This window comes from Corticicoccus populi, assembly GCF_042686195.1.
In the GTDB taxonomy this organism is placed as follows: Bacteria; Bacillota; Bacilli; order Staphylococcales; family Salinicoccaceae; genus Corticicoccus; species Corticicoccus populi.
Genome location: NZ_JBHUOQ010000005.1, coordinates 226,231 through 251,122, shown reverse-complemented (window position 1 = coordinate 251,122; position 24,892 = coordinate 226,231). Strand labels below are relative to the sequence as shown.

Sequence of the window (24,892 nt, the reverse complement as noted above, 5' to 3'; positions counted from 1 at the left end):
GACTAGATGACTTCGGCGTCATGAGAGGGGTTTTATTATGCAGGTATTATTTAGTTTACTGCCGATTATATCAATATTTTTCTTTTTAGTTATTTTAAAATACTCAGCCCGGCGCGGAATGCTGTTCAGCTTTATCATCACCGTGTTGATTGCATATTTCGGCTGGCAGATGGGCGGAACGGAAATTCTCGCTGCTTCAATTAAAGGAGCACTGACTGCTCTTGAAGTAGGTGTCATTGTATTCGGGGCTGTACTGCTTTTGAATGTGATGAAGGAAAGCGGTGCAGTTGATGTTATCCGTGCGTCGTTTACGAGCATTTCTCCGGACAGACGTGTCCAGGCAATTATTGTGGCATGGCTTTTCGGTACATTTTTAGAAGGTGCCGCAGGCTGGGGTGCGCCGGCAACCATTGTGGGTCCTTTGTTAATCGCACTCGGATTCCCGGCACTTGCAGCGGTTATGGTGGCAGTCATACTGCAGTCTACGCCGGTATCATACGGGGCTGTTGGAACACCGATCCTTGTTGGTGTGAATACGAGCCTTGAAAATCAGCCGATTGTTGATACATATTTAGCAGGTCAAAATATGGAATTGTCTTCCTTAATTTTTGACATTGGTGCACAGGTCTCTATTTTTCACGGGATGGTCGGTGTGTTTATACCACTCTTTATGGTAGCGATGCTCACCCGGTTTTTTGGTGAAAAGAAAAGTTTTCTTGAAGGATTTAAAATCTGGCCGTTTGCAATTTTTGCCGGGTTAATGTTTGTGATTCCTTACATGCTTGTAGCAAACTTCATCGGGCCGGAATTTCCATCCATACTCGGTGGACTGATAGGTCTTGCGATAGTAGTGCCGCTTGCTAAGAAAGGTTTCCTGATGCCGAAAGATACATTTGATTTTGCACCGAAACAGAAATGGGACAGCTCATGGTTAAGTGATATCAGTGTTGAAACGAAAGTGAATAAAAATTTATCATTAATAAAAGCTTGGATGCCTTATATTTTAGTCGCGGTTCTTTTAATTTTAACAAGAATTCATGAACTCGGAATTAGAGGAATTCTGTCTTCGTGGGAACTTGTATTTAATGACATTCTCGGAACGGGGATTAATCACAATGTATCTCCTTTGATGATTCCGGGTACTGTTTTTATCGTTGTGGCTTTAATCAGCGGTGTCATTCATAAAGTGGATTTAAGGGGTATGGGGGAGGCGTTTAAGGTTTCCGGTAAAACGATTGTTGCAGCGATGAGTGCATTGATTGTGTCAGTCCCGCTCGTTCAGGTATTTATTAATTCCGGACTGAACACAGGCGGTTTTGACTCGATGCCGATTGTGCTTGCTGAGGGTGCTGCGAATTTATTCGGAGACAGCTGGCCGCTCATATCACCAACCATTGGTGCCATTGGTGCCTTTGCCGCAGGAAGTAATACCGTAAGTAACATGATGTTCGGCTTGTTCCAGTTTGGAGTAGCGGATACAATCAGTGCCAACCCGATTATCATTGTTGCACTCCAGGCGGTCGGTGGTGCTGCAGGAAATATGATTTGTGTGCATAATATTGTTGCAGCAAGTGCAGCGGCAGGTGTTGTCGGTAAAGAAGGTACGTTGATTACCAAGTTGTTAATCCCGACTGCCTTTTATGTCCTGCTCGCCGGTGCGATTGGTTTTGTATGGCTGAATGGTATTGGATTGAATATCGGTATGATAATTATTGTTGCTTTGTTAAGCGTGATTATTGTTATGATTATCCGTTCTTATAATCAGAGAGAAAGTCTGAGCCGGTAATATTATTTCTTTCAGGTGTAAACTTGAAAGTATGTAAAAGAGATTGACGGAATTCCGTCAATCTCTTTTTAGTCTTTATACATAATCAATACAGCAAGTGTACTACCACAACTGAATTTAATATCAATAATATCAGCATACGGATTATCATACATAAACTCGGCAATTTTTTTATCCAGACCTTTCTCAGTCATGGCACTTAATGTTTTGGTTTTCATCAATCTCTTCCTCCCGCCCCGGGTATAGTATTTTAATACTATACCCGGATTTCAGCTTTTAACTCGAAGTACTCTTTTTCTTGTTCTCGAGTATCATGCCGATAATCAAAAAGGCGATGATAAACAGTACGAGGATGGAAATCGGCTGGAGTGCTTCTGTCCATGTGATATCAGGTTCTGCATAGATCTGAGTGAAATGATACAGCGGCAGGAATTGTGCCACTCTCTGCACAGAGTCTCCGAGGACTTCTGCAGGAATCATAACTCCTGAGATAAATGCCATACCTATGGAAATAAAGTTCGCAAGACCGTTGATGATATATTTATTGGTTGTGACGGCACCGATGACATAATGGAGTGCCAGTGTGAAAATACTGATTAAAACCATTGCGGTAAACATTTTACCGAGCGGGACATCACTTAAATTATCGGACCGGATGAATATACCGCCGAAAAACATGACCAATACAACAAATAATGCAATAACACCCTGTGCTGAAATCATTTGAAGCGTATAGCTTGATGTTTTATACGGGGATACATGAATCCTCTTTTTAAGTTCCGGCTGGTTAAATTCAGTCATTACATTACCAATCAGCATGAGCATGAAGAGCATAATCCAGTAGCCGGCAAAGTTTGTAAACGTCTGCATATATTGAAATGAGTCCTGCGTTGACAGGGAATCCGGGTCCGCAATTTCAACATCAATTTCCTGGTTCATGATGTCAATAATATGTGCAGTATCAATTTCCCCTGAATAATTGTATTCGGCGCTCAGAAATGAGAAGAACTTATTCACCTCATTTTCAAGCTGCAGACTCGACGGGTTTCTCGGATCTGTAATGACTTCCACTGTATCAGCACCTGACTCGAACCGTGAGTCAATATCCGGGTCTATCAGCAGTGCACCGTGTTTCATCTGCAGATAGACATCTTCTTCTAAAGCACTGGTGTCTACTTCACTGACGACTTCCACATTGTTATCCTGTTCGAGATATTCGATTAAGCCGCCGGCAATTTCTGAATCTGTCGGATTAACAATCGTAATATCAAGGCTCGCACTTTCAAAGGAGTCGGCACCCCGGTCCAGTGAGAATATTACAGCGAAGCTGAAGAATACGGCGGTTAGTCCGACAATCATAAATTTATACTTCCAAAAGTGGAGGAGAATACCTTTAAATACTGTCATATTGTTTCCTCCTTAAAGCAATTAATGACAACAGGAAGAAGAATAATCCGATACCTGCAAGGTAAAGAATCGTTGTCCAGTAATCGCTGTAATTATTTAAAATATTGATGCGGAGCATCGTATCTGTCACACGTGCAACAGGGTTTAGTGTATTTAAAATGGGGACATGTTCATCAAGTAAATTTTTCAAATCTGGTCCCGCCATCCCTGACAAAAAGGCGAGGAAAATGACAGTAATGACTGCAGTCACTGTTTTAAAGTTTACACTCAGTTTCGGAATCAGGCCGATCGCAAAACCGATACCAATCGCAGAGATGTTCGCCACTAAAATTAACAGAAATGTTCTGCCGAAATTTTCGAACAGTGTAGTGTCGTTAAATATCATTAAATAGACAATGACGAGTATATTTGAGAATAACCCCAAGAGCAGTGCCCCGATTGAATTCGCAAATAAAAACTTGAATTTGCTGAATGGTGTCGCATTAAATCTTGCACCGTGGTTGGACAGGTTCGGCTGCACGGAAGATATAAGGTCTATACTTGAAAACATGCTGTAAAAAGTCGTCATCGCAATCAGTGAATAAAACATAATTGTTGCCGGGTCGGAGTTCAAATCCGTCTGGGCGGTAAATGACTGTGTAAAATCAAAATTTTCAAAAGGAATGCCGGACGTTGTCATTTGAGTCATTTGATTGAGCACAGACTCAAGTACAGTTTCTTCAAATCCGGATTCATTTACGATTAAATTCTGATCTGCTGTAATAAAACCGGTGATTTCATCGTCGTTCAGCATATCCAGTCCTTCATTTTCTGTTGTCTCATGTACATTCATAAAGTCAATACTGTTGAACGCTTCGATATAAGGGTGACCGTCTTCTACACCGACTTCTATGTCTTGAATTTCTGCACTGTCGATACTTGAAGCAGTCAGCATAAAAAGTGTGGCCATCAGTAATGGGTAACACAATGTCCAAAACCAGTATCCAAAATCCTTGAAACTGATTAAGAGCATATAATAAGCGATTCGAAGGGTATGCATCAGTCCCTCAGCTCCTTACCGGTGAGTTCCAGGAAGATATTTGACAATGATGGTTTCTCACTTGATATTTGTGAATAGGTAAGTTGATGTTCATCAACAAATTTTATTAAGTTTGATAAATTATTCTGACTCTTTTCAAAGTGAATTTCAAAAGCATCATTTTTTTCCAATACTTTAATCACATGCGGAATCTCTTGTAACTGTGTTTTCAGCCCTTCACTGTCGTCGATAAAACTGATTGTGATTGACTCCTGTGTGGAGATTGAACGTTGAAGTTCATTGAGTGTGCCCTGGGCAACATTTCTGCCGCCGTCCATAATCACGAGTCTGTCACATAAATCCTCAGCTTCTTCCAGGTAATGTGTTGTATAAATTACTGTTGTGCCGTTTTCCTTCATCTTTTTAACGCCTTCCAAAATGAAGTTACGGCTTTGTGCATCCACCGCAACGGTAGGTTCATCTAAAAATAGAAGGTCCGGTTTATGTGAGATACCGCATGCGATATTCAGTCTCCGCTTTAAACCGCCGCTTAACTGTTTCGGGGCAAATTTTTTATATTTTTCAAGACCGACAAATTCAATAGCCTCTTCAACGAGTGCTTTACGTTCTTTTTTATCGGAAACATAAAGTCCGCAGTAAAAATCAATATTTTCATAGACATTTAACTTTTCGAATAATGCAAGCTCCTGCGGTACAATGCCGATCCGTCTTTTTGCTTTGTTATTGTTCGGATTGACAGGCTGGTCAAAGACTGTGATTTTTCCCTGGTCAAATGTCAGCAGTGACAACATACAGTTAATCGCAGTAGTTTTACCACAGCCGTTCGGACCGAGAAGCCCGACAATCTCATTGGGTCTTGCCTCAAAAGTAAAATGGTCGAGGGCAATGGTCTTTTTGTATCGTTTTACGACACCATCCATGTAAATCATATTGATAACCTCCTGATTTCAATTTATTATGACGGATACAGTTAGGTGGTAACAGACTGTATCATTTGTTATATATAAGTTTATAATAAAGTAAAGAATCACATCAGTGTCTGCAGTAATGACTTGATATGACAAATGTCATATTGTGAGGAGAATAATATGAGGACTATCATAGAAAAACTAATTATATATACTGTCCTGAGCGGATATTATTTCATAATGGAAGATGAATTCAATATTATTATTGCATTAATTTCATTTATTTTGATATTTAGTACGGATTTAGTCCGGGTGAAATCGTTTAATGTGATTGTTTCCCTGATAATGACCGGACTCGTATTCATAGATTATGACTGGCTTTATTATTTTCCGATGGTTGTCCAGCTGACCGCGCTCACATTCGGTAAATGGTCAGTTCCAAGTCTTTTAATGTTTACTTTATTTCCGGACTGGATGCTTTTTGCATCGTCAATTGCTGTAATGTATACAGCAAAATTGAACAACCAGCTGGATATCCTGGAATTTGAAAATAAAAACATCAGGGATCAGCTGACAAAGGACAACCTTAGACTCCGGTCACAGCATAATGAACTGATGAAAAATCATGAACGGGAAGTCTATCTCGCCGGGCTGAATGAGAGGAACAGGATAGCAAGGGATATGCATGACGCCCTCGGTCATTCATTATCGAGCAGCATATTATTAATTGAGTCTCTGCAGTATGTTAAAGAGCCTGAGAAGATTGAAGCGTCTTTGAAGCAGCTCCAGGGCCGTTTGAAGTCGGGAATGGATGACATACGGACGAGTATTCATCATTTATACGATACATCAATTGATTTTAAAAGCAGGGTGGAGGAGTATCTCAGTGAAATGGAGCACTGGAATACAGACTTTCAGTATCAAGTCGAATCGACACTGCCGCACTATTTAAAGGTCGACCTTCTGTCGTTGATCAGAGAAGCGTTAACGAATGTCAGAAAACATTCTGCCGGGGATAGTATCACTGTTTTAATCCGGGAGCATCCGGAGTTTATTACAGTGTCGGTGAAAGATAACGGCACACATTACCGTCCAGGGAAAGGGATGGGAATTGAGACCATGAAGGAAACTGTCCATAAATATCGAGGGGTTTTGAACACGTTTTTCGATAAAGGATTTACAGTGCATGTGATTTTGTATAAGGAGGCAGTCTTTGATGAAGATCATAATTATTGATGATGATGCGCTCGTTGTGACGGCGCTGACAACAATCGTAGAAGGTGCAGGCTATGACGTGACCGCATCCGGTAACAGTGGAAAAGAAGCGGTTCTGTTATATAAAAAACATCAGCCTGACTTACTGATGACTGATATTAGAATGAGTGAGATGTCGGGACTTGAGGCATCAAAAGAGATATTGAAAGAATTTCCGGAAGCGAATATTTTATTAATTACGACGTTTAAAGATGATGAATATATTTATGAGGCTTTAAGAACAGGCTGCAGAGGGTATTTATTAAAGGATAACTTTAAAGGCATCATCCCTGCAGTTCAGGCAGTAGAAGCGGGTAACATGGTGTTTGACAGTGAAATTGTTTCCAGTATCGCAGTCAAATCACACAGAAATATTACAGATGACTTATCTAGCAGGGAGCAGGATATACTGGCGCTGGTCGCTGAAGGTCTGAATAACAAAGAAATCGCAGAATCTCTGTTTTTAAGTGAAGGGACAGTGCGGAATTATATTTCCCAGATGCTCTCGAAACTCAATCTGCGCGACCGGACACAGCTTGTCGTTTACTATTATAAAAGTTAGGGGTGTTAAAATGATACTGGATATCAGAAAAGTAGAAGTGGGAGATACTGATAGGATTGCTGACGTCTGCAGCAACGGCTGGAGGGAAACAGTGGCCGGGAAATTATCGGAAACTGCCCAGAGAAAGACAGTGAGCCATTGGTATAATCATGAAAAAGTAAAAAGTGATATCAAAAAAGGAAGCTACACTTATGCAGCAGTTGCAGACAACAGAGTCATCGGCGTCATCGGCGGCGGGATGGCAGGGAAGAATACAGGGCATATTTTTGTGTTCTATATTGACCAGAATTACAGGTATCAGGGGATAGGGAAGAAACTGCTCAGGAAAATAACAGAACACCAGATTCAAAAAGGGGCGGAAGTTCAGAAAGTGTCCGTACAAAAAGATAATGAACTGGGGCTTCCTTTCTATCAAGCACACGGTTTTAAAGTAATCGAAGAAGTCGAAGCATCAACCGGCACCGATGAAATACAGATTTCACTTAAGATGCAGCGGGTGCTTGACGTGTGATACAGAAATTTATCAGGATATTAACTCACATTTTCACTTATATTAAATGATGTGAAAAAATTAAAGGGGATGGTTAAGAGTGAAAGTATTGGTGACTGGTGCAAGTGGTTATATTGGCAGAAACTTAATAAATACATTGAAGAAAGACTGTGAAATTATTGCAGTATCAAGGAACACCTCAAATAAAAAGAATGAAAAAAATGTGGTGTGGAAACAAGCGGATTTATATTCACAGATTGATATCGAACGCGTAATGGAAGAAATTGATGTTGCGGTGTATCTTGTGCACTCCATGCACCCTTCCTCCAAATTAACGCAAGGGACTTTTAGGGATATGGATGCGATTCTGGCAGACAATTTTGCGCGGGCAGCCAAAATTAAAGGGGTCCGTCGAATGGTTTATCTGAGTGGTATCATTCCTGATGATAAAAAACTATCCAATCATTTAAAAAGCCGTCTTGAGTGCGAAAATATTTTAGGTTCTTATGGAATCCCTGTTGTCACTCTGAGAGCAGGATTGATTGTGGGACAGAACGGGTCATCATTTCCAATTTTAAAGAGTCTGGTCGAGCGCCTCCCTGCAATGATTTTACCTTCATGGGCATACCATAAAACCCATCCAATTGCCTTAAAAGATGTGATTAACATTCTGAAGAGTACAATTACAAGAGAAGTCAGCTGTAATCAAATTATCGATATTGGAGGGCCGGAGGAGAAGAATTACAGAGAGTTATTCGAAGAAACTGCACAGGTAATGGAGAAGAAACTTCCAATGATAGATTTACCGGTCATTCCCATTACAGTATCAAAATTCTGGGTCCGGCTGATTTCACAGGCACCTAAAGAGATGGTATATCCGCTCCTCGAAAGTCTAGTACACGACATGACAATGAATAAGAATCATTATGTTCACGGTATATCCAATGCACCGACCACATTTAAAGAAAGTGTAAGAACCGCGTTGGATAATGAAAAAGCAAAAAACACATTAAAGAAGAAACGTTTTAATATAAAGAAAGAAATTAATAGAAATGATGTGAAATCAGTACAAAGAATAAAAATTCCATCCCAATGGGAAATTTCGGATGTTGCTGATTATTATATTTACTGGCTTTCAAGAATGAGCGGGAGGGTGGTTAATACAGATGTTAAAGAAGATATTACACATATTACTCTGCCATTCTTTAAAACACCCATTTTAACACTTGAAAAATCAAATGCACGTTCGTACAGGGACAGACGGCTGTACTACATTAAAGGAGGCAGTTTTGCCTTTATGAGAAAAGAAGGAAGGTCACGGCTCGAATTTAGAAGGGTACTTGATACAGACGAGGTACTTATTGCACTCCATGAGTACGAGCCTGCACTTCCCTGGTTTGTATATTCAATCACCCAGGCGCGCATTCACCTGATTGTCATGAGACTATTTGGCATCGAAACGAAAATACTATCCAAAATACTAAATCATTCAACCATTGAAAGTCATTAAATAACCGGATTTAATTTACAGTGAACTCCTGAAATTGAATGTTAACATTCAATTTCAGGGGTTTTTATGTGTATTTTAATAGTTTCTGATTTTGGCTGCTTTAATGGTTGATTAAACATTTTGATTATAATTAAAATATTTATTTAAAAAAGTGATCCAAATTAATATGATTTACGTATACGTATTTAAAGCATATTTATGAGTGGTAATTTTCACTTAATTTAATAACAATTATATTTCATATACGAGGTGATTGGTTCATGAACAGCGAGTTAAATATAAGATCCAAAAGAAAGGACCAGCATGTAAAGCACGCACTCTCACAAAAAATAGATGGGGATTCTGATTTTAATCATGTTCACTTAATTCATCAATCGCTCCCGGCTGTCAATTTAGATACAGTGAACTTAAATGCCTGCTTTGGTGAGTTTGAATTCCAGTCACCTATATATATCAATGCCATGACAGGCGGCAGCGAATGGACAAAGTCGATTAATAGAAAGCTCGCCGAAGTAGCTGCAGCAGTGAAGATACCTATGGCAGTCGGGTCAATGCATGCTGCGATTAAGGATGACAGTGTGATTGATTCTTTCAAAATCGTCAGAGAAAAAAATCCGGATGGAATCATTTTTGCAAACGTTGGGGCAGATGTGTCACCGGCAGATGCGTGTTACGCTGTTGAATTACTTCAGGCGGACGGGCTGCAGATACATATTAACGCGCCGCAGGAACTTATTATGCCGGAAGGTGACCGGGACTTTAAAAACTGGCGGGAGAATATCATAGAAACTAAGAAGGCTGTTAAAGTTCCCGTGATTGTTAAAGAGGTGGGTTTTGGTATGTCTAAAGAGACGATTCAAACCTTGGTCCAAGCCGGAATAAAGTATATAGATGTCAGTGGAAAAGGGGGAACAAACTTTGCCGAGATAGAAAACAGAAGGCGTTTCGGTCAGGATATGAACTTTCTGTTTAACTGGGGACAGTCAACAGTAGTGTCTCTGATAGAGTCCAAGCCGTTTCAGAATGATTCTTTTATTTTAGCAAGCGGTGGTGTGACATCTCCTTTGGATGCAGTAAAAAGTATTGCGCTTGGTGCCAATGCAGTGGGAATATCAAAAGCAGTACTTGAAAAAATACAGACTGATGGTGTAGAGGGAACAGTGCGGTACATCGAACAGTTTATCGTGCATATGAAAAAGATATCGGTAATGGTGTCGGCTGAAAATATACAACAGCTGCAGAAAACACCTGTTGTCCTCTCAGCAGAAATAGAGAGCTGGAAGAGACAGAGAAATTTATAAACATCAGGGGGGAGTAGAATGACGAAAAAAGTACTTGTTACAGGTGCCGGTGTTGCCGGTCTTGCAAGTGGAATCAGGTTGTTAAATGAGGGTTACGAAGTTGAAATTATAGAGAAAAACAGTACTCCGGGCGGTAAAATGAATCAAATTGAACTGGATGGATATTATTTTGATCTCGGCCCGACTATTGTTATGATGCCGGAATTATTCAGAGAAATATTTGAAATATCCGGAAAAGATCCGAATGATTACATCACAATGGAAAGAGTCGACCCTATGTACAGCAGTTATTTTGATCATGGGAGAAAAAATTATCAGGTATCCAATGATTTAGTGAAAATTATGGAAATGTTTGAAAACGTCAGTGAATCAGATGCAGAAGGTTTCTTAAAATATTTAAGTGATATTTACAAACGTTTTAATGTGGCAAAAAATCATTTTATCCAAAGACCGTTCAGGAGTGCAAAAGAGTTTTACAACCCTTTTATGTTAAATCAGGGTCTGAAGTTGAAAACACTGAATTCAGCTGAAAAAATGCTTGAAAAGTATATTAAGGATAAAAGAATGAGACAAATGATCAGCTTTCAGACCTTATATATCGGTATTGCCCCTTCTAAAGGGCCATCTTTATATACGATTATTCCGATGATTGAATTTCTGTATGGTGTGTGGTTTATAAAGGGCGGCATGTTTAGTATGGCCCGTGGAATGGCACAGTTATTTGAAGATCTCGGCGGTAAGATAAGATATAATCATTCGGTTGAAAATATCGTGATTGAAAATAATAAAGCCATTGGACTTCAAGTGAACGGTAGTTTTATTCCCGGAGATTTAGTTATGTGTAATGCAGATTTTCCTTATGCGATGAAGCATTTGATTCGTGATAATCAGCATAAGGGAAAATATAATGATAAAAAAATCGACAGTATGTCATATTCGTGCTCGTGTCTCTTGTTTTATTTCGGAATGAATAAAAAATACCCTGAGATTAAAGATGTACATAATTTTATATTTTCAGAAGATCTGGATCAGAATATTAAAGATATCTTTGAAGGACGCATGATTTCAGATCCTTCTTTATATATGTATATTGCCTCAAAAATTGATCCGGGGCTTGCACCAAAAGGGAAAGACGGTATTTACGTTTTAATGCCTGTATCAAATACTGAAACCATGAAGTATACATGGAATGAAGCGATGATAGAGCATTACCGGACGAAAATCATTGATAAGTTAAAAGAACTGCCGGGAATGGCGGAATTTGAAGATGACATTGTAACAGAAACCAGAGTAGATCCACATGATTTTCAAAATCAATTCAATGCATACAGAGGTGCGACGTTTGGGTTGATGCCGACATTAAACCAGAGTAATCACTTAAGACCTCAGAGTAAGGCGACGCACTGTGAAAACTTATATTTTACGGGGAGCAGTACACACCCCGGTGCGGGGGTACCGATTGTATTATTGTCTGCGAAGATAGCAGTTCAGGAATTGTTGAAAGATGATAAGGGGTGATGATAATGATTGACAAAAAAGTGGATAGATTAGAACAGGATTACTACGACTGTGAAACCATTATTAAAGAGTATTCAAAGAGTTTCTATTACGCTTTCTCACAACTTCCAAGACATGATGCGAATGCTGTATATGCAATTTATGCGTTTTGCAGAAAAGCAGATGACAGTGTGGATAAGGCTGATAATATTCAGGAGAAAAAAGTTCAGCTAAGAAAACTGGAAAAAGAGGTGAGTGCTTTTTTGGATGGTATTCCTCAGGATACGCCGATGTGGAGAGCACTGGATGATGTTAAGCAGCGCTATAAAATCAATGCCGATATGTTAAAGGTTCAGTTAGAAGGACAAAGAATGGATGTGGATTTTAAGCAGCCGGCTGATATTGAAGAACTCATCGAATACTGCAAATACGTCGCCGGCTCAGTAGGCTGCCTGCTTCTGCCCATATTATCTGATAATATAGATAATCAAAGGTATATTGAAGCGGAAAAGCTGGGTGTTGCGATGCAGATTACGAATATTCTCAGAGATGTAGGGGAAGATTGTTCAAACCTTAACAGGATATACTTACCAGTTTCATTAATGAAAGACAGTAAATATACAAAACAGGATTTAGAACAAGGCATTATTAATGAAGCTTTTATCAATGTCTGGGAAACACTTGCCGAAACTGCGGAAAATTTATACGATGATTTTGTAGAAGAATTAAAATATTATAAAGTGGAAGCACGGCTGCCTCTTTTAATTTCATTGAATGTTTATAAAGAATTATTAAATGAAGTCAGAAATCATCAATATGACTGCTTTTCAAAGAAGCATGCGGTGACTAAAGCCAGAAAACTATATTTAAAGAAAGTATCAAAAAAGTACATACAACAGCACTTTAAGGGGTGAAATATGACTTATCAGAGAAAAATTGCCGTCATAGGCGGTGGTCTTGGCGGCATTTCAGCTGCTGTGTCATTGAGACAAAAGGGATTTGATGTGACTGTTTATGAAAAAAATAGTCACATCGGCGGTAAACTGAACCGGCATGAACAGGATGGATTCGGCTTTGATCTCGGACCCTCTTTGTTAACAATGCCTGATATATTCAGAAGATTATTTGAAGCAAGTCATGTTGATATGACGGACTATGTTGATATTGAAGAGATTGAACTTCAATGGCGTGCATTTTTCGGTAAAAAAAACAAAGTAATCGACTGGTATGGTGATATTAATCAAATCAAATCGGCAAATCCTTTTTTACAGCACAAAGATATAAAAGACATTGAGTCCTTTTTAAAGTATTCAAAAAAATTGAATGATGTCACAAAGTCTGGTTACTTTGATGCCGGACTTGACAATCTTAAGGAAATCATCCGTTTTCACGGTCCTTTGAGTGCTTTAAAAGATTTTGATTACTTTCATACGATGCAGTCTGCTATAAATAAAAGAATTAATGACCGGGACTTAAGGGATATGCTTGGATATTTTATAAAGTACGTGGGTTCAAGTGCATATGATGCCCCTGCGATATTAAATATGCTGCCTTATATGCAGTATGAACAAGGTGCATGGTATGTCAAAGGCGGACTGCATCACTTATCTGCGGGTATTGTCCGTCTGGCAGAAGAAATTGGAGTTAATATTTGTACGGGTATAGAAGTGAAAACCGTTATAACAGATGACAGTGACAGAATTAAAAATATTGTTCTGAATGACGGCTCAGTGATTCCTGTGGATTATGTGGTCTCTAATATGGAAGTAATTCCATTTTATAAAAAAGTACTGGACCGGCCGGTTAAGAATCTGCCTGAACTTGAGAAGAAATATCCTCCGGCATCTTCCGGGCTTGTACTGCATGTCGGTGTTAAAGGGCATTATAGACAGTTGAAGCACCATAATTTTTTCTTCTCAAACGACTCAAAGAAGAACTATAAAACGGTGTTTAAGGATAATCAACTACCTGAAGATCCAACGATATATCTTGTAAATACAAATAAAACAGATACATCACAGGCACCGGAAGGATTTGAAAATCTTAAGATTCTGCCTCATATCCCAAATTTGAAAAATACGAATTTTACAAAGGCGGATTATCTTGAATTTCGTGAGCGTGTATTGATTAAACTTGAGAATATGGGGTTAAAGGATCTTCGCAAGAATATTGTGACGGAGTACCTGCTGACGCCACATGATATTGAGCAGATGTATCATTCAAATCATGGTGCAATATACGGCACATTATCGGATCGAAAAGTTAATAAAGGTTTCAAGCATCCTAAACACTCAGAAGAAATTAATAACCTATATTTTGTCGGTGGTACTGTAAACCCTGGAGGCGGTATGCCGATGGTAACATTGAGCGGACAGCAGGTCGCGAAAATGATTGCTGAAGCTGAGGCTCTGAAGTAACGGTAAAAGTGGGTGACATTAATTAATGATGATATTTTTTATAATAATATTAATGATTTTAATCGCATATATCAGCAGTGTGTGTATGTTTTATATGCCGAACATAGAAAAAAATAATCATGGCAGTCGTGAAATACCATTGGTATCGATTATTATACCTGCGAGAAATGAAGAAAGAAGACTGCCTTCTTTGATGAGGTCAATAAGGAAGCAGCAGTTCAAAAACTATGAAGTGATTGTAGTGGATGATGACTCTGATGATGATACTTCAAGTGTTGCAAAATATTATGGGGCAGAGGTGATTCTTGCTCAACCGATAAATGATATGCCGCCTGGTAAACAGAGGGCATGCGCGTCAGGTGCTATACAGGCAAAGGGTGAATGGCTGTTGTTTTTAGATGCAGATGTTAAGTTGGTTTCTGAGCATAGTTTAGAGCAATTTCTGAGTACTTACCACACTTATCAATGTAAAGGGATATTATCTTTACAGCCATATCACCAGACAGGAAAATTCTATGAAAATCTCTCTGCTGTATTTAGTGTGATTGTCATTGCAGGAATGAATGTATTCAGCATATGGCGTGATAAATTTAAAACAGCAGGTTCTTTTGGACCTGTGATTTTATGTGACCGCATAAGCTACTTTCAGTCGGGAGGACATGAAGCCGCTGAAGATTCAATTATGGATGATTTTGCCTTAAGTGACTTGTTTACACGTAATCACCTGCCAGTAAATAATATTTTAGGGTATGGGTATTTTACACTGCGCATGTATCCAGAAGGAATAAAAAGTTTAATTGAAGGGTGGACGAAAAATCTGGCGACGGCATCACAGTCGACGCATCCTTTTATAATGATGTTAGTGATTTTTTGGGTACTGGGTGGATTGATAAGCATTATACCGTTTTTATATGCAGTGATTTATGGTGATGTAATACTGATTATAATTGCGTTTTCTGCATATATATTATTTGGAATCTCTGTTTACAGAAGAGTACATGGTGCAGGGGACTTCAGCAGATGGACGGTTTTGATATACCCACTATTCTTTATGTTTTTTGTGTTTATTTACAGTTATTCGTTTTTTCGGACCCATGTTTTGAAAAGTGTAAAGTGGAAAGGACGTAACATAAAACTTTAGGTAAGGAGAGGCTGTTTCGGTGATTTTATTAATTATCATCAATATTGTAGTCTGGGGATTACTGCATTTTTTAATCTCATATTTATGTTTTATTATTCCGCTTCATATATTTTTAAAAGATTTGTCCATTTTTAAAATCAGCAGATTTGAAAAAAAGACACAAATCTGGCAGCGGATATTTCTTGTTAAAAGGTGGAAAGATCATATTCTGGATGGTTCGATGATTGTAAATAAAAGTTTTGATAAGAGAGTACTAAAGGGGAAAAACATCAATGTAATTATGCACTTCTCTGCAGAAACGAAACGGGCAGAATTGACACACTGGTTACTGATTCCTCCTGCATTTCTGTTCTTTTTATGGAATCCTGTATGGGCAGGGTGGATCAATGTATTATATGCTGTTTTTGCCAATGTTCCATTTATCATTGTTCAGAGATATAATCGTGGGCGTATAGAACGAATGATCAGTAGAGTAGATGTTTAAATTTTATGAATGCATTTCTGTAATAAGTCATTCTTTCATGAAACGGTTGTGAATGAACAGAGGGTTACTGACATAAAATAATTTGACCGATCATTAGAATTTCATGGCAGGGAGGCCGTTCATTATGACAATAACAGAGAGTCAGAGAATTTTCTTTCAAACAGGACAGACACTGCCGGCTGCATGGAGGAAAAAACAGCTGCGTGGACTTTTAAAAGCGATTAAAACCCATGAGAGAGAACTTTATAGCGCTTTTGAAAGTGATCTACGTAAAAGCAGATTCGAAACAATGCTTACAGAAACGGGACTTATTAAAAAAAATATCAGAGACACTATTAAGTCCCTGGACGGTTGGATTAAACCAGTAAAGAAAAAGACACCTTTCTTTCTTTTCGGAAGAAGCAGTTATACAGTTTATGAGCCTTATGGTACCGTTTTGATTATTGGACCGTTTAACTATCCGTTTTTATCTGTGTTCGAACCGTTGATAGGCGCTATTGCTTCAGGGAATACAGCAGTTGTAAAACCCTCTGAACTCACACCTAATATCAGTAATGTCATCCGTGAAATCATTGATACAGCTTTTTCTGATGAATATGTGTCTGTTGTGATAGGTGGAGCAGAAACGACCACGGAATTATTAGAACAGCATTTTGACTTTATCTTCTTTACAGGCAGCCCGAGAGTCGGGAAGATTGTCATGGAGTCAGCATCAAAGCATCTCACTCCTGTGCTTCTTGAGCTTGGCGGTAAAAGTCCGGTCATCGTGTGTGAAACATCCGATATTAAGTGGGCGGCCAAACGAATCATATGGGGGAAACTCTTAAATGCAGGCCAAGTCTGTATTGCACCAGATTACTGTTTAGTACCAGATAAATTAAAACAATCTCTGATAGAAGCAATGATAACCGAGATTAAGATGCTGTATGGTGAAAATGCAGTACATTCAAAAGATTACGGAAGAATTGTGACTTTGAGCCATGCAGACCGTCTGCATAGTATTATTCAAGCACATAAAAAAGATATTGCTTACGGTGGGAAACGTTCGGGGACATTTATTGAACCGACAATTTTAGATATCACATCAATTGATTCTAAAGCAATGGAGGAAGAAATATTTGGTCCGATACTGCCCGTTATCGGTTATGAATCAATTGATGAAATGTACGATATGATTTCGAAAAATCCAAAGCCGCTCGCCTGTTATGTATTTTCAGGTAAGCGAAAAAAAGCAGAAGAAATTATTTCAAACATACCCTCAGGCGGTGCAATGATTAACGACGTGATTTTGCAGGTGGTTAATCAACATATTCCTTTTGGCGGTGTCGGGAGTTCTGGAATGGGCCAGTTCCACGGTAAATACAGTATAGAGGCCTTTTCTAATCAGAAGTCAGTTATGCGTACATGGTTCTTTGGAGGTGCCCGTTTGACTACAGCACCGTACTCTAAAAAGAAACATTTAATTTTCAAATGGTTTCTCCGCTGATTATAAGGTTCAATATTATGGATGTACTGAAATCAGGCGTTATATAAAAGTAGAATATACCTTTCATCTGAAAGGAATAAAACCTGTGCCGCACTTGAACATTCTCAAGTGCGGCGCAGGTTTTGGGTTTGGAAGTCAGTGGGTATGTCTCAACCCCATGAACGGTACTTTAACGGATATTCTGTGTCAGAGAGCTATTTTACTTTTTGGTTTCTTCTTTTTTGGGTAATAACAATGGCACCTGCAGCAACAATACCAGCCATTATTAATATGATTAATGAATAATTATTATCGTTGTTTACAGCTGTGTTCGGCATCTCATCAGGCATATTAGATTCAAACATTTCAGGGTACTGCATCACAATTGCGTTTGTAAGTCCTTCTGCCGGTCCGAGCATGTGGTGATATGCCTCACGTGTTAGATCGTATGCAGTTGCATAGTCACCTGAGTTGTATGCTTCGAAAGCATTGATTAACTGATCCACATGCATTCCGAGTCCTTCTGCAAGATCGTCTTTAGCGAAATTTCCTTCAGTAGCAGTGTCCATAAAAGTAGAAAACTCATCCTGGTAATCAGCGAGGTTTTCTAAAGCTTCTTCTTTCCCTGCTTCATCTTCTTCTGCAGTGGCGTTCACATAATCAACGAAATAACCGATATGATCACTCCATAATGTGTTAAATTGCTCTGCACCCTCAGGACCGTACACATCTTCAACTGCAGCTGTAAGGTCTTCAGTATTTTGATCTAATGCCATGGCTGATGCTTCGAAATCTTCAGCACCATCAATACCATTCTGCATTGCGATAACAGCAAAACCGGCATGTTCAGTAAACAGGTAGTTAAGTTCACTTCGTAAATCAGAGGCAGGTGTTACTGCTTGGGTATGATTGAATTCCTCAGGAAACTGTTCAGTAATTGCAGTGGAAAGTCCTTTTGAAACCATCAGCATATGATGAATTGCTTCACGCTCATAATTATAGCTTGTTTCATAGTCTCCCATGACATATGCATCAAAAGCACCAACCAATTGGTCAACATGCATTTGCAGTCCTTCTGCTAAAGCTTCGGCTTCTAAACGTTCTTCGGTTGCAGTTTCAAGGAATTGTGAAAAATCTTCTCTATATTTACCCAGTGCTTCTAAAGCTTCTTCTTGTCCAGCTTCATCTTCTTCTGTGACTGCAACGACATAATCAACAAAAAATCCAATATGATTCGTCCACATTTCATTAAATGAGTTTCCAGCGTCTTCACCGTAAACACCTGCAATTGCAGAAGATAATTCTTCTGTATTTGCATTTAATGCATTGACGGAGCTTTCAAAATCTTCGGAGCCGTCAGCGCCATTCTTCATCACTTCAATCGCCAAAAATGCATGTTCAGTTAAAAGGTGATCAAGTGAAGTACGTAATTCAATTGCTTCGGTTTGAATGTTCAATTCATCCATCTCATGGTGTGAATCAGCTGATGCAACACCTGAATTTACAAACAGCAGTGTTGTTACCAGTGGTAAAGTTAAGAATTTTTTGTAGTCCATATTTCCATCTCCTTTTGCTTTATACTAGATATACGCATGAAGTTCAGAAATGGATTACTAAATTTTAAAAAAATAATTAAGTGTGATTTATTAGAAGAAAAAAAGAGAAGCTAATTGAATTAACTTCTCTTAAAAATATATATTTGGTTATTTTATGAAGGGTACTACATCTCTGAACTCATGATAATATCACCTTCAGGCAGTGAGTGGTGCGGCGAAGTTTCTATGGTCACAGCAAGCTGGTCCCAGTCGACATCTTCTACATCATCACCCAGAGTGTAAAGAATAGTGACTTCACCCTCGTCATTTGGTACTAATGTACCTGCACGATGAGGTGCATCATCTTTAATCAGCCATAATTGATATACTTGTCCAGGTTCTAAATTTGTGAAATTATAGGCATCTACTGAAACAGCCTGACGCCCGTTATCCAGCTGATGGAGTTCAACTTCAGCATGCATTTCTTCCTGTTCTTCTGATTGAATATTAATGACTTCTATTACATTATCATCAAGTGTACTGCTTGAAAACATAAAGTAGGCATTCCCGGCGAGTGACAGAAGAAGCGCGGCTGCAAGACCGATTATCCATCCCCGGTTAAACATTTTTTTGTTTCTGGTATTTTCGACTATATTATCTTGCGGTAAAGCAGTTTCATTTTCATCGACATCATCGAAAATAGAGGTTAAAATCCGGTCTTCCATGCCTTCTGGCGGTTCAACCAATTCAACATCCTGGATGGATATGTGATTTAATTCGTGAAGCTCATCAAGAAGTTCTCTGCATTCCGGGCATTCGTTTAAATGCTTTTCAAAAGCTTCACGTTCTTCTTTATTTAAATGACCATTAAAATAATCAAAAACATTAATGTGACTGTTATGCATTGTCATTCTGAATGCCCCCTTCCTGATTAGTTTTAATATGTTTCTTCAAATGTTTTAACGCCAGCCTGAGCCTGCTTTTGACCGTTCCAAGTGGAAGGTTGAGTTCATTTGATATTTGTGACTGTGTTAGTGCTCTAAAATAAAATAGTTCAATCATTTGCTGCTGCTCAGTGCTTAAGTTTTTTAGTGCAGTAGAAATGATATGTGAATCTTCATTTTGTATGACTTTTGATTCAGTAGGTGACTCAGCATTTTTGTCTGATTCAGTCATGGAATCACGTTCCTCATATTCTGAGAAATCAACTTTCTTTTTTCGGAGTTGATCTACTACAGAATTTCTTGTTAGTGTAATCAACCAGGTAGAGAGACGGCCTTTATCAGGTTTAAATGCACCTTTTTTCTGCCATACTTTCATAAAAACATCCTGCACGACTTCTTCTGAAATTGAGGTATCAGAGGTCATTTTGTAAGCGTAAGAAAACAATAATTTTTCATATTTCCGATAGAGTGTTTTAAAGGCTTCTTTATCACGGAGCTCTACCATTTCATACAGTTTCTCATCAGTTTGTACCATACACCACGCTCCATAAATTATTTATTCTTCAATAATTATAACGTATAAAATAATTTATTAGGGAATTTTATATTATTCTATAAGCTCCGAATAAACTACCCATCGGTTTGGTGTACCCTCTATTTCATCAATCCAAGGGCCTTCACAAGTGATTAAATTTAAATTACTTCTATGTGAATATCCAAATATTTTATCAACAGGTGCATCATCTGCATTATAAAGTGACTTATCAACGACTTCAAAGGCTAACATATTATTGTTGTTGTCATACACTTCAATAACATCTCCAGGTTCAAGCAGATGCAGGTCGTAAAACACTCCGGGTGTTACCTGGTCATCAACATGTCCGGCAATAACAGAGTTGCCGGGTGCACCCACGCTATATCCCGGTTCAAACCATGATGTTTCATGAATGGACTCCGGTACTGACATTTCTCCATTTTCCTCAAGCCCTAAATGTAGAACGTCGGCATCTACATTAATAGCTGGAATGACAATTCTGTCAGGAATCAGCCCGTTACGCTCATCTTTTATAATGTCAACTGGTGTTTTATTTTCCTGAGAAGAAACGTTGTTATCTTCGTCCGGATTACTGTCTTTGTCATCCAGATTACTGTTGTTTTCGTCCGAAATCTGTATATTTTCTCTCGGTGATGCTTCATGTGGCTCATCTGAATTTTCATTACTACAGGATGACATAATAACTATAATTATAAGCGAAAAGAAAATTTTCATAATTATCCCCAACCTTCCAGTTAAATTAATTATATAATATACGGTTTAAACGTCAGTATGGATTACTTTGTTTAATACTGCCTTCAAAATACAGTTAATTTTTATGGTCCGGGATAAGTAAAAGAGCAGAGATTCATTTGGAATTGAATTTCTGCTCTTTTGAAGTGAGTATTTTAAATGATTAAAAGTAATTCAAATTTACGATTTTATACTTCCGCCGTTTGTAGCGATAACATTTTTATACCAGTCAAAACTTTTTTTCTTGCTTCTTTTTAGTGTACCGTTGCCTTCATTGTCTTTATCCACATAGATAAAGCCGTAGCGTTTTTTCATCTCACCTGTGGATGCACTGACAAGGTCTATCGGTCCCCAGCTTGTGTAACCGATGACTTCACAGCCGTCTTCAATGGCTTCACGAAGTTCGTGTAAATGCTGATTCAAATAATCAATTCTGTAATCATCATCGATACTGCCGTCCGGGTTTACAGTATCTACTGCACCGAGACCGTTCTCTACAACAAACAAGGGTTTCTGATATCTGTCCCAAAGCTGGTTGGTTGTGATTCTGAAGCCTTTTGGATCAATAGTCCATCCCCATTCACTCACTTCTGTATAAGGGTTTTTGATTGATCCAAAGACATTTCCGGCAGTCATATCTTTTAATACTTCAGGATCTGCACTTGTTGTACGGCTGGAATAATAGCTGTATGAAATGAAATCGACAGTGTTTTCTTTTAATACTTTTTTGTCATCTTCAGTGATATCAAGTGTGATATTGTTCTCCTTTAAGAAACGTTTCGCGTAGCCCGGATATTCTCCGCGTGCCTGAACATCGATAAAGAAATAAGATTCTCTGTCCTTATCCATCGCTTTAAATATATCGTCAGGCGCCGGTGTATACGGATAAAACATGCCTGCTGCAAGCATGCAGCCGATTTGTCCGTCAGGGATAATTTCTTTCATCGCTTTGACAGCTTTCGCACTCGCGACGAGCTGATGGTGTGCTGCATTATAAAGGACGCTGTTACGGTCTTCATTCTCGTTGATCGTAATTCCTGCACCCATAAATGACAGGTGAAGAAGCATATTAATCTCATTGAATGTAATCCAGTATTTAACCTTATCTTTATATCTTTCGAATAAAGTAATCGAATATTTTTCAAAGAAATCAATCAGTTTACGGTTTTTCCAGCCGTCGTAATTTTTAATCAGTTCAACCGGCACATCAAAATGAGCAATAGAAACGAGTGGTTCAATGTCGTATTTTTTTAATTCGTCGAACACGTCGTCATAGAACTGAAGTCCTTTTTCATTCGGTTCACTGTCGTCACCATTTGGGAAAATACGCGCCCATGAAATAGACATACGGAATACTTTAAAGCCCATTTCGGCAAACAGTTTAATATCTTCTTTGTAAGTGTGATAAAAGTCAATCGCTTCATGGCTTGGATACATGTATTTATCCTGAAGATCCAGGCTGTTGATGTTTCCTTTGGCAAATGTAATTCTGTCACTGCCTGTCGGCATTAAATCAACGTTAGTCAGTCCTTTGCCGTCAGCTTTGTATGCTCCTTCAATTTGGTTTGCGGCTGTTGCGCCGCCCCATAAGAACCCTTCCGGGAATTGTTTGTTTTCAGTCATAATGATCCTCCTAATTATTTTTCTCTTTTGTAATAATAATAAAATCTTCATTGGTTACACTGTTACTTGTCGTAATTTCCAGTTCTTCATAGTCATTTGTATTTGTCAGAATCACAGGTGTAACGACAGAATATCCGGCATCCTCAATTGCGGTTATATCAAACTCTACCAGCAAATCACCCTGCTTAACTGTATCACCTTGAGCAACATGTGCAGTGAAGTGTTCTCCTTCAAGTTCTACAGTATCCATACCAATGTGAATTAAAACTTCAGCACCGTGATTTGTTGTAATACCGACAGCGTGTTTTGTTCTGAACAATGTCGTCACCGTTCCGTCTGCCGGGGCATAGACTTTACCTTCAGATGGTGATATGCCGATACCATTTCCCATAGCACCTGTGCTGAACACTTCATCCGGCACTTCAGAAAGTGGAATCACAGCGCCTGTTAAAGGACTGTTTAAATTTTCTGCGGATAAGGTTTTTGTTCCGGAACTTAAAGTATCTGTGTCTTCTTTTAATGCAGATTTTTCAGCCTGTTTGTTAATCTGACCGAAAAAGTAGGTGAGCAGGAATGCGATTACGAAAGCTATAAGTATTGCGATGAGCATACCGTAAAATCCGCCGTCAATGCCGTGTTCCGGATGAATATAAGTTGGTATTTTAAATACTCCGAGAGGTCCTGCACTGTATAGTGCGGCGCCTGTAACAGCAATAATCGCACCGCCGACTGCGGAACCGATACAACTCATCACGAACGGCGTTTTTAAAGGCAATGTCACACCGTAAATGGCAGGTTCTGTAATACCAAAGAAACCGGAAATGAAAGCCGGGAAACTTAAGCGTTTCAATTTTTGGTTTTTAGTTTTAATCCAGACCGCAAGCACTGCACCAATCTGTGCGAAGGATGCGGCAAAAGTCATGGCAACCAGCATATCAAACCCCTGTACTGCGAGATTATTGTAGTAAATAGGGATAATTCCCCAGTGTACGCCGAAAATGACAAGGACCTGCCAGAAGCCGCCGACAACCAGTCCGGCAACTACAGGTGCTAATTCATACGATGACTGTATTAATGCGCCGAGACCTTGTGCAAGCCATGTAGACAGCGGCCCGATAATAATAAATGTTAAAGGTACAATAACTAATAAAGTCAGCATAGGAACGATAAAAGATTTAATGACTTGAGGAATAACTCTGCTGAAGAATTTTTCGATTTTCGCACCAAAATAGGCTGACAGAATAATCGGAATTACAGATGATGTATATGTCATTAAAATAATTGGAATACCGAGAAATGATACTTGAATCGGTGATTCCAGAATAGTTCCGCTGAACAGTGTCATATAAGGTTCACTGTCACTGATGCCTGCAAGATTCGGATGTACCAGGGCAGCTGCGATTGCCATCCCGAGGAACGGTGTGCCGCCGAAGCGTTTCATCGCACAATAGCCGAGGAAAATCGGCAGGAATGTAAAGAAGCCGTCGCCGATCACATTTAGAATCTGATATGTTCCACTGGTTTCAGAAAGCCACCCGAACGCAAGGAACATGGAGTTAAATCCTTTAATAATCCCTGTAGCCATAAGGAAAGGCAGAACAGGAAGAAAGATGTTTGAAATAATATCAATAAACTGTGATAAAGGCCCTTTTTTATCCTCCTCATCCTGTGCATCTTCTTCGCCGTCTTTTTCTGCTTCGAAATTTCCTTCCTGTACAACTGCTTTGTAGACATCAGGCACATGATTGCCGATAACTACCTGATACTGTCCACCGCTGATTCTTACAGTGACAACACCGTCGTGATTTTCAAGTGCTTCCTTATCTGCTTTACTATTGTCTTTAAGAACAAAACGAAGCCGGGTGATACAGTGACTGACACGGTTTACATTTTTCCTGCCGCCGACAAGTTCAATAATTTCTTTTGCAAGTTGATTATATTCCATTCATTAATGCACCTCCATTTTTGAAAACTGATAGATGAGACAAAATAAAAAGACCCAAACCAAAGATATTTACAGCAGTCATTTACTGTAAATAATCATCGATTTAGGTCTTGCCCGTTTCACCGGTAACAATCCTATTTATCAGAATTGATATTTAGTTTTCTTATCCAATTCAATATAGCATTAGCTCAAATGACTGTCAACGCTTTCATTTTAGGTTTGATATTGTATTAATTGTTTGTTGTGAAAAGAAATAGTCTGTGATATATTATATGTAAACGTTTACACAACGACCG

Annotated in this window: 22 protein-coding genes; 12 read left to right on the top strand and 10 right to left on the bottom strand. The window is 38.9% G+C overall.

The features are described from left to right. Window positions 1–37 precede the first annotated feature (37 nt). The gene (locus ACFSX4_RS13885; protein ID WP_377775886.1) at window positions 38–1,786 is read left to right on the top strand and encodes an L-lactate permease; all 1,749 of its coding nucleotides are present in this window, start codon (window positions 38–40) and stop codon (window positions 1,784–1,786) included. A 68-nt stretch (window positions 1,787–1,854) separates the two neighbouring features. On the opposite strand, the gene ACFSX4_RS13880 is transcribed toward ACFSX4_RS13885, so the two are convergent. The 4 genes from ACFSX4_RS13880 to ACFSX4_RS13865 are packed head-to-tail and all read right to left on the bottom strand — an operon-like array spanning window position 1,855 to window position 5,161. Then, on the bottom strand, window positions 1,855–2,004 hold the full coding sequence (locus ACFSX4_RS13880) for a hypothetical protein (RefSeq protein WP_377775885.1): 150 nt from the start codon (window positions 2,002–2,004) through the stop codon (window positions 1,855–1,857). 58 nt (window positions 2,005–2,062) lie between these two features. Further along, the gene (locus ACFSX4_RS13875) at window positions 2,063–3,193 is read right to left on the bottom strand and encodes an ABC transporter permease (protein ID WP_377775884.1); all 1,131 of its coding nucleotides are present in this window, start codon (window positions 3,191–3,193) and stop codon (window positions 2,063–2,065) included. After that, complete coding sequence (locus tag ACFSX4_RS13870) at window positions 3,180–4,232, bottom strand: ABC transporter permease (protein WP_377775883.1); 1,053 nt, start codon at window positions 4,230–4,232, stop codon at window positions 3,180–3,182. The genes ACFSX4_RS13875 and ACFSX4_RS13870 overlap by 14 nt, the downstream gene beginning before the upstream one ends. Beyond that, window positions 4,232–5,161, bottom strand: a complete 930-nt coding sequence (locus ACFSX4_RS13865) for an ABC transporter ATP-binding protein (protein ID WP_377775882.1) — start codon at window positions 5,159–5,161, stop codon at window positions 4,232–4,234. Before ACFSX4_RS13865 ends, ACFSX4_RS13870 begins: the two co-directional genes overlap by 1 nt. A gap of 159 nt (window positions 5,162–5,320) precedes the next feature. Between ACFSX4_RS13865 and ACFSX4_RS13860 the strand changes: the two genes are divergently transcribed. From ACFSX4_RS13860 to ACFSX4_RS13810, 11 genes are all read left to right on the top strand, one after another. Continuing rightward, window positions 5,321–6,376, top strand: coding sequence for a sensor histidine kinase (locus ACFSX4_RS13860; protein WP_377775881.1), 1,056 nt, complete (start codon window positions 5,321–5,323; stop codon window positions 6,374–6,376). Then, complete coding sequence (locus ACFSX4_RS13855; RefSeq protein ID WP_377775880.1) at window positions 6,357–6,956, top strand: response regulator transcription factor; 600 nt, start codon at window positions 6,357–6,359, stop codon at window positions 6,954–6,956. The genes ACFSX4_RS13860 and ACFSX4_RS13855 overlap by 20 nt, the downstream gene beginning before the upstream one ends. Window positions 6,957–6,966: 10 nt before the next feature. Then, the gene (locus tag ACFSX4_RS13850) at window positions 6,967–7,467 is read left to right on the top strand and encodes a GNAT family N-acetyltransferase (RefSeq protein WP_377775879.1); all 501 of its coding nucleotides are present in this window, start codon (window positions 6,967–6,969) and stop codon (window positions 7,465–7,467) included. A 79-nt stretch (window positions 7,468–7,546) separates the two neighbouring features. Continuing rightward, the gene (locus tag ACFSX4_RS13845; RefSeq protein WP_377775878.1) at window positions 7,547–8,956 is read left to right on the top strand and encodes an NAD-dependent epimerase/dehydratase family protein; all 1,410 of its coding nucleotides are present in this window, start codon (window positions 7,547–7,549) and stop codon (window positions 8,954–8,956) included. A 260-nt stretch (window positions 8,957–9,216) separates the two neighbouring features. Continuing rightward, on the top strand, window positions 9,217–10,257 hold the full coding sequence (fni, locus tag ACFSX4_RS13840; protein ID WP_377775877.1) for a type 2 isopentenyl-diphosphate Delta-isomerase: 1,041 nt from the start codon (window positions 9,217–9,219) through the stop codon (window positions 10,255–10,257). Between the two features lie 18 nt (window positions 10,258–10,275). Further along, window positions 10,276–11,775 (top strand): phytoene desaturase family protein, encoded by a 1,500-nt coding sequence (locus ACFSX4_RS13835; RefSeq protein ID WP_377775876.1) that lies wholly within the window; start codon window positions 10,276–10,278, stop codon window positions 11,773–11,775. A gap of 5 nt (window positions 11,776–11,780) precedes the next feature. Continuing rightward, window positions 11,781–12,668, top strand: coding sequence for a phytoene/squalene synthase family protein (locus ACFSX4_RS13830; protein ID WP_377775875.1), 888 nt, complete (start codon window positions 11,781–11,783; stop codon window positions 12,666–12,668). A gap of 3 nt (window positions 12,669–12,671) precedes the next feature. Then, entirely contained in the window at window positions 12,672–14,171 is a 1,500-nt protein-coding gene (locus tag ACFSX4_RS13825; RefSeq protein WP_377775874.1) for a phytoene desaturase family protein, read from the top strand. Between the two features lie 94 nt (window positions 14,172–14,265). Further along, complete coding sequence (locus tag ACFSX4_RS13820) at window positions 14,266–15,312, top strand: glycosyltransferase (RefSeq protein ID WP_377775873.1); 1,047 nt, start codon at window positions 14,266–14,268, stop codon at window positions 15,310–15,312. Between the two features lie 19 nt (window positions 15,313–15,331). Next, the gene (locus ACFSX4_RS13815) at window positions 15,332–15,796 is read left to right on the top strand and encodes a glycosyl-4,4'-diaponeurosporenoate acyltransferase CrtO family protein (RefSeq protein ID WP_377775872.1); all 465 of its coding nucleotides are present in this window, start codon (window positions 15,332–15,334) and stop codon (window positions 15,794–15,796) included. Window positions 15,797–15,920: 124 nt separating this feature from the next. Further along, window positions 15,921–17,282: an aldehyde dehydrogenase family protein gene (locus tag ACFSX4_RS13810; protein ID WP_377775871.1), complete on the top strand. Its 1,362-nt coding sequence runs from the start codon at window positions 15,921–15,923 to the stop codon at window positions 17,280–17,282. Between the two features lie 194 nt (window positions 17,283–17,476). Here the strand turns inward: ACFSX4_RS13810 and ACFSX4_RS13805 are convergent, their stop codons facing one another. From ACFSX4_RS13805 to ACFSX4_RS13780, 6 genes are all read right to left on the bottom strand, one after another. Continuing rightward, the gene (locus tag ACFSX4_RS13805; protein WP_377775870.1) at window positions 17,477–18,817 is read right to left on the bottom strand and encodes a copper amine oxidase; all 1,341 of its coding nucleotides are present in this window, start codon (window positions 18,815–18,817) and stop codon (window positions 17,477–17,479) included. Window positions 18,818–18,981: 164 nt separating this feature from the next. Further along, on the bottom strand, window positions 18,982–19,707 hold the full coding sequence (locus ACFSX4_RS13800; protein ID WP_377775869.1) for an anti-sigma factor domain-containing protein: 726 nt from the start codon (window positions 19,705–19,707) through the stop codon (window positions 18,982–18,984). After that, window positions 19,694–20,275 (bottom strand): RNA polymerase sigma factor, encoded by a 582-nt coding sequence (locus ACFSX4_RS13795; protein ID WP_377775868.1) that lies wholly within the window; start codon window positions 20,273–20,275, stop codon window positions 19,694–19,696. The genes ACFSX4_RS13800 and ACFSX4_RS13795 overlap by 14 nt, the downstream gene beginning before the upstream one ends. 72 nt (window positions 20,276–20,347) lie before the next feature. Then, window positions 20,348–21,010, bottom strand: a complete 663-nt coding sequence (locus ACFSX4_RS13790) for a class F sortase (protein WP_377775867.1) — start codon at window positions 21,008–21,010, stop codon at window positions 20,348–20,350. Window positions 21,011–21,208: 198 nt separating this feature from the next. Further along, window positions 21,209–22,651, bottom strand: a complete 1,443-nt coding sequence (locus tag ACFSX4_RS13785; protein ID WP_377775866.1) for a 6-phospho-beta-glucosidase — start codon at window positions 22,649–22,651, stop codon at window positions 21,209–21,211. Between the two features lie 10 nt (window positions 22,652–22,661). Next, window positions 22,662–24,596 carry a beta-glucoside-specific PTS transporter subunit IIABC gene (locus tag ACFSX4_RS13780; RefSeq protein ID WP_377775865.1) on the bottom strand — a complete coding sequence of 645 codons (1,935 nt, stop codon included), beginning with the start codon at window positions 24,594–24,596 and terminating at the stop codon, window positions 22,662–22,664. Window positions 24,597–24,892 lie beyond the last annotated feature (296 nt).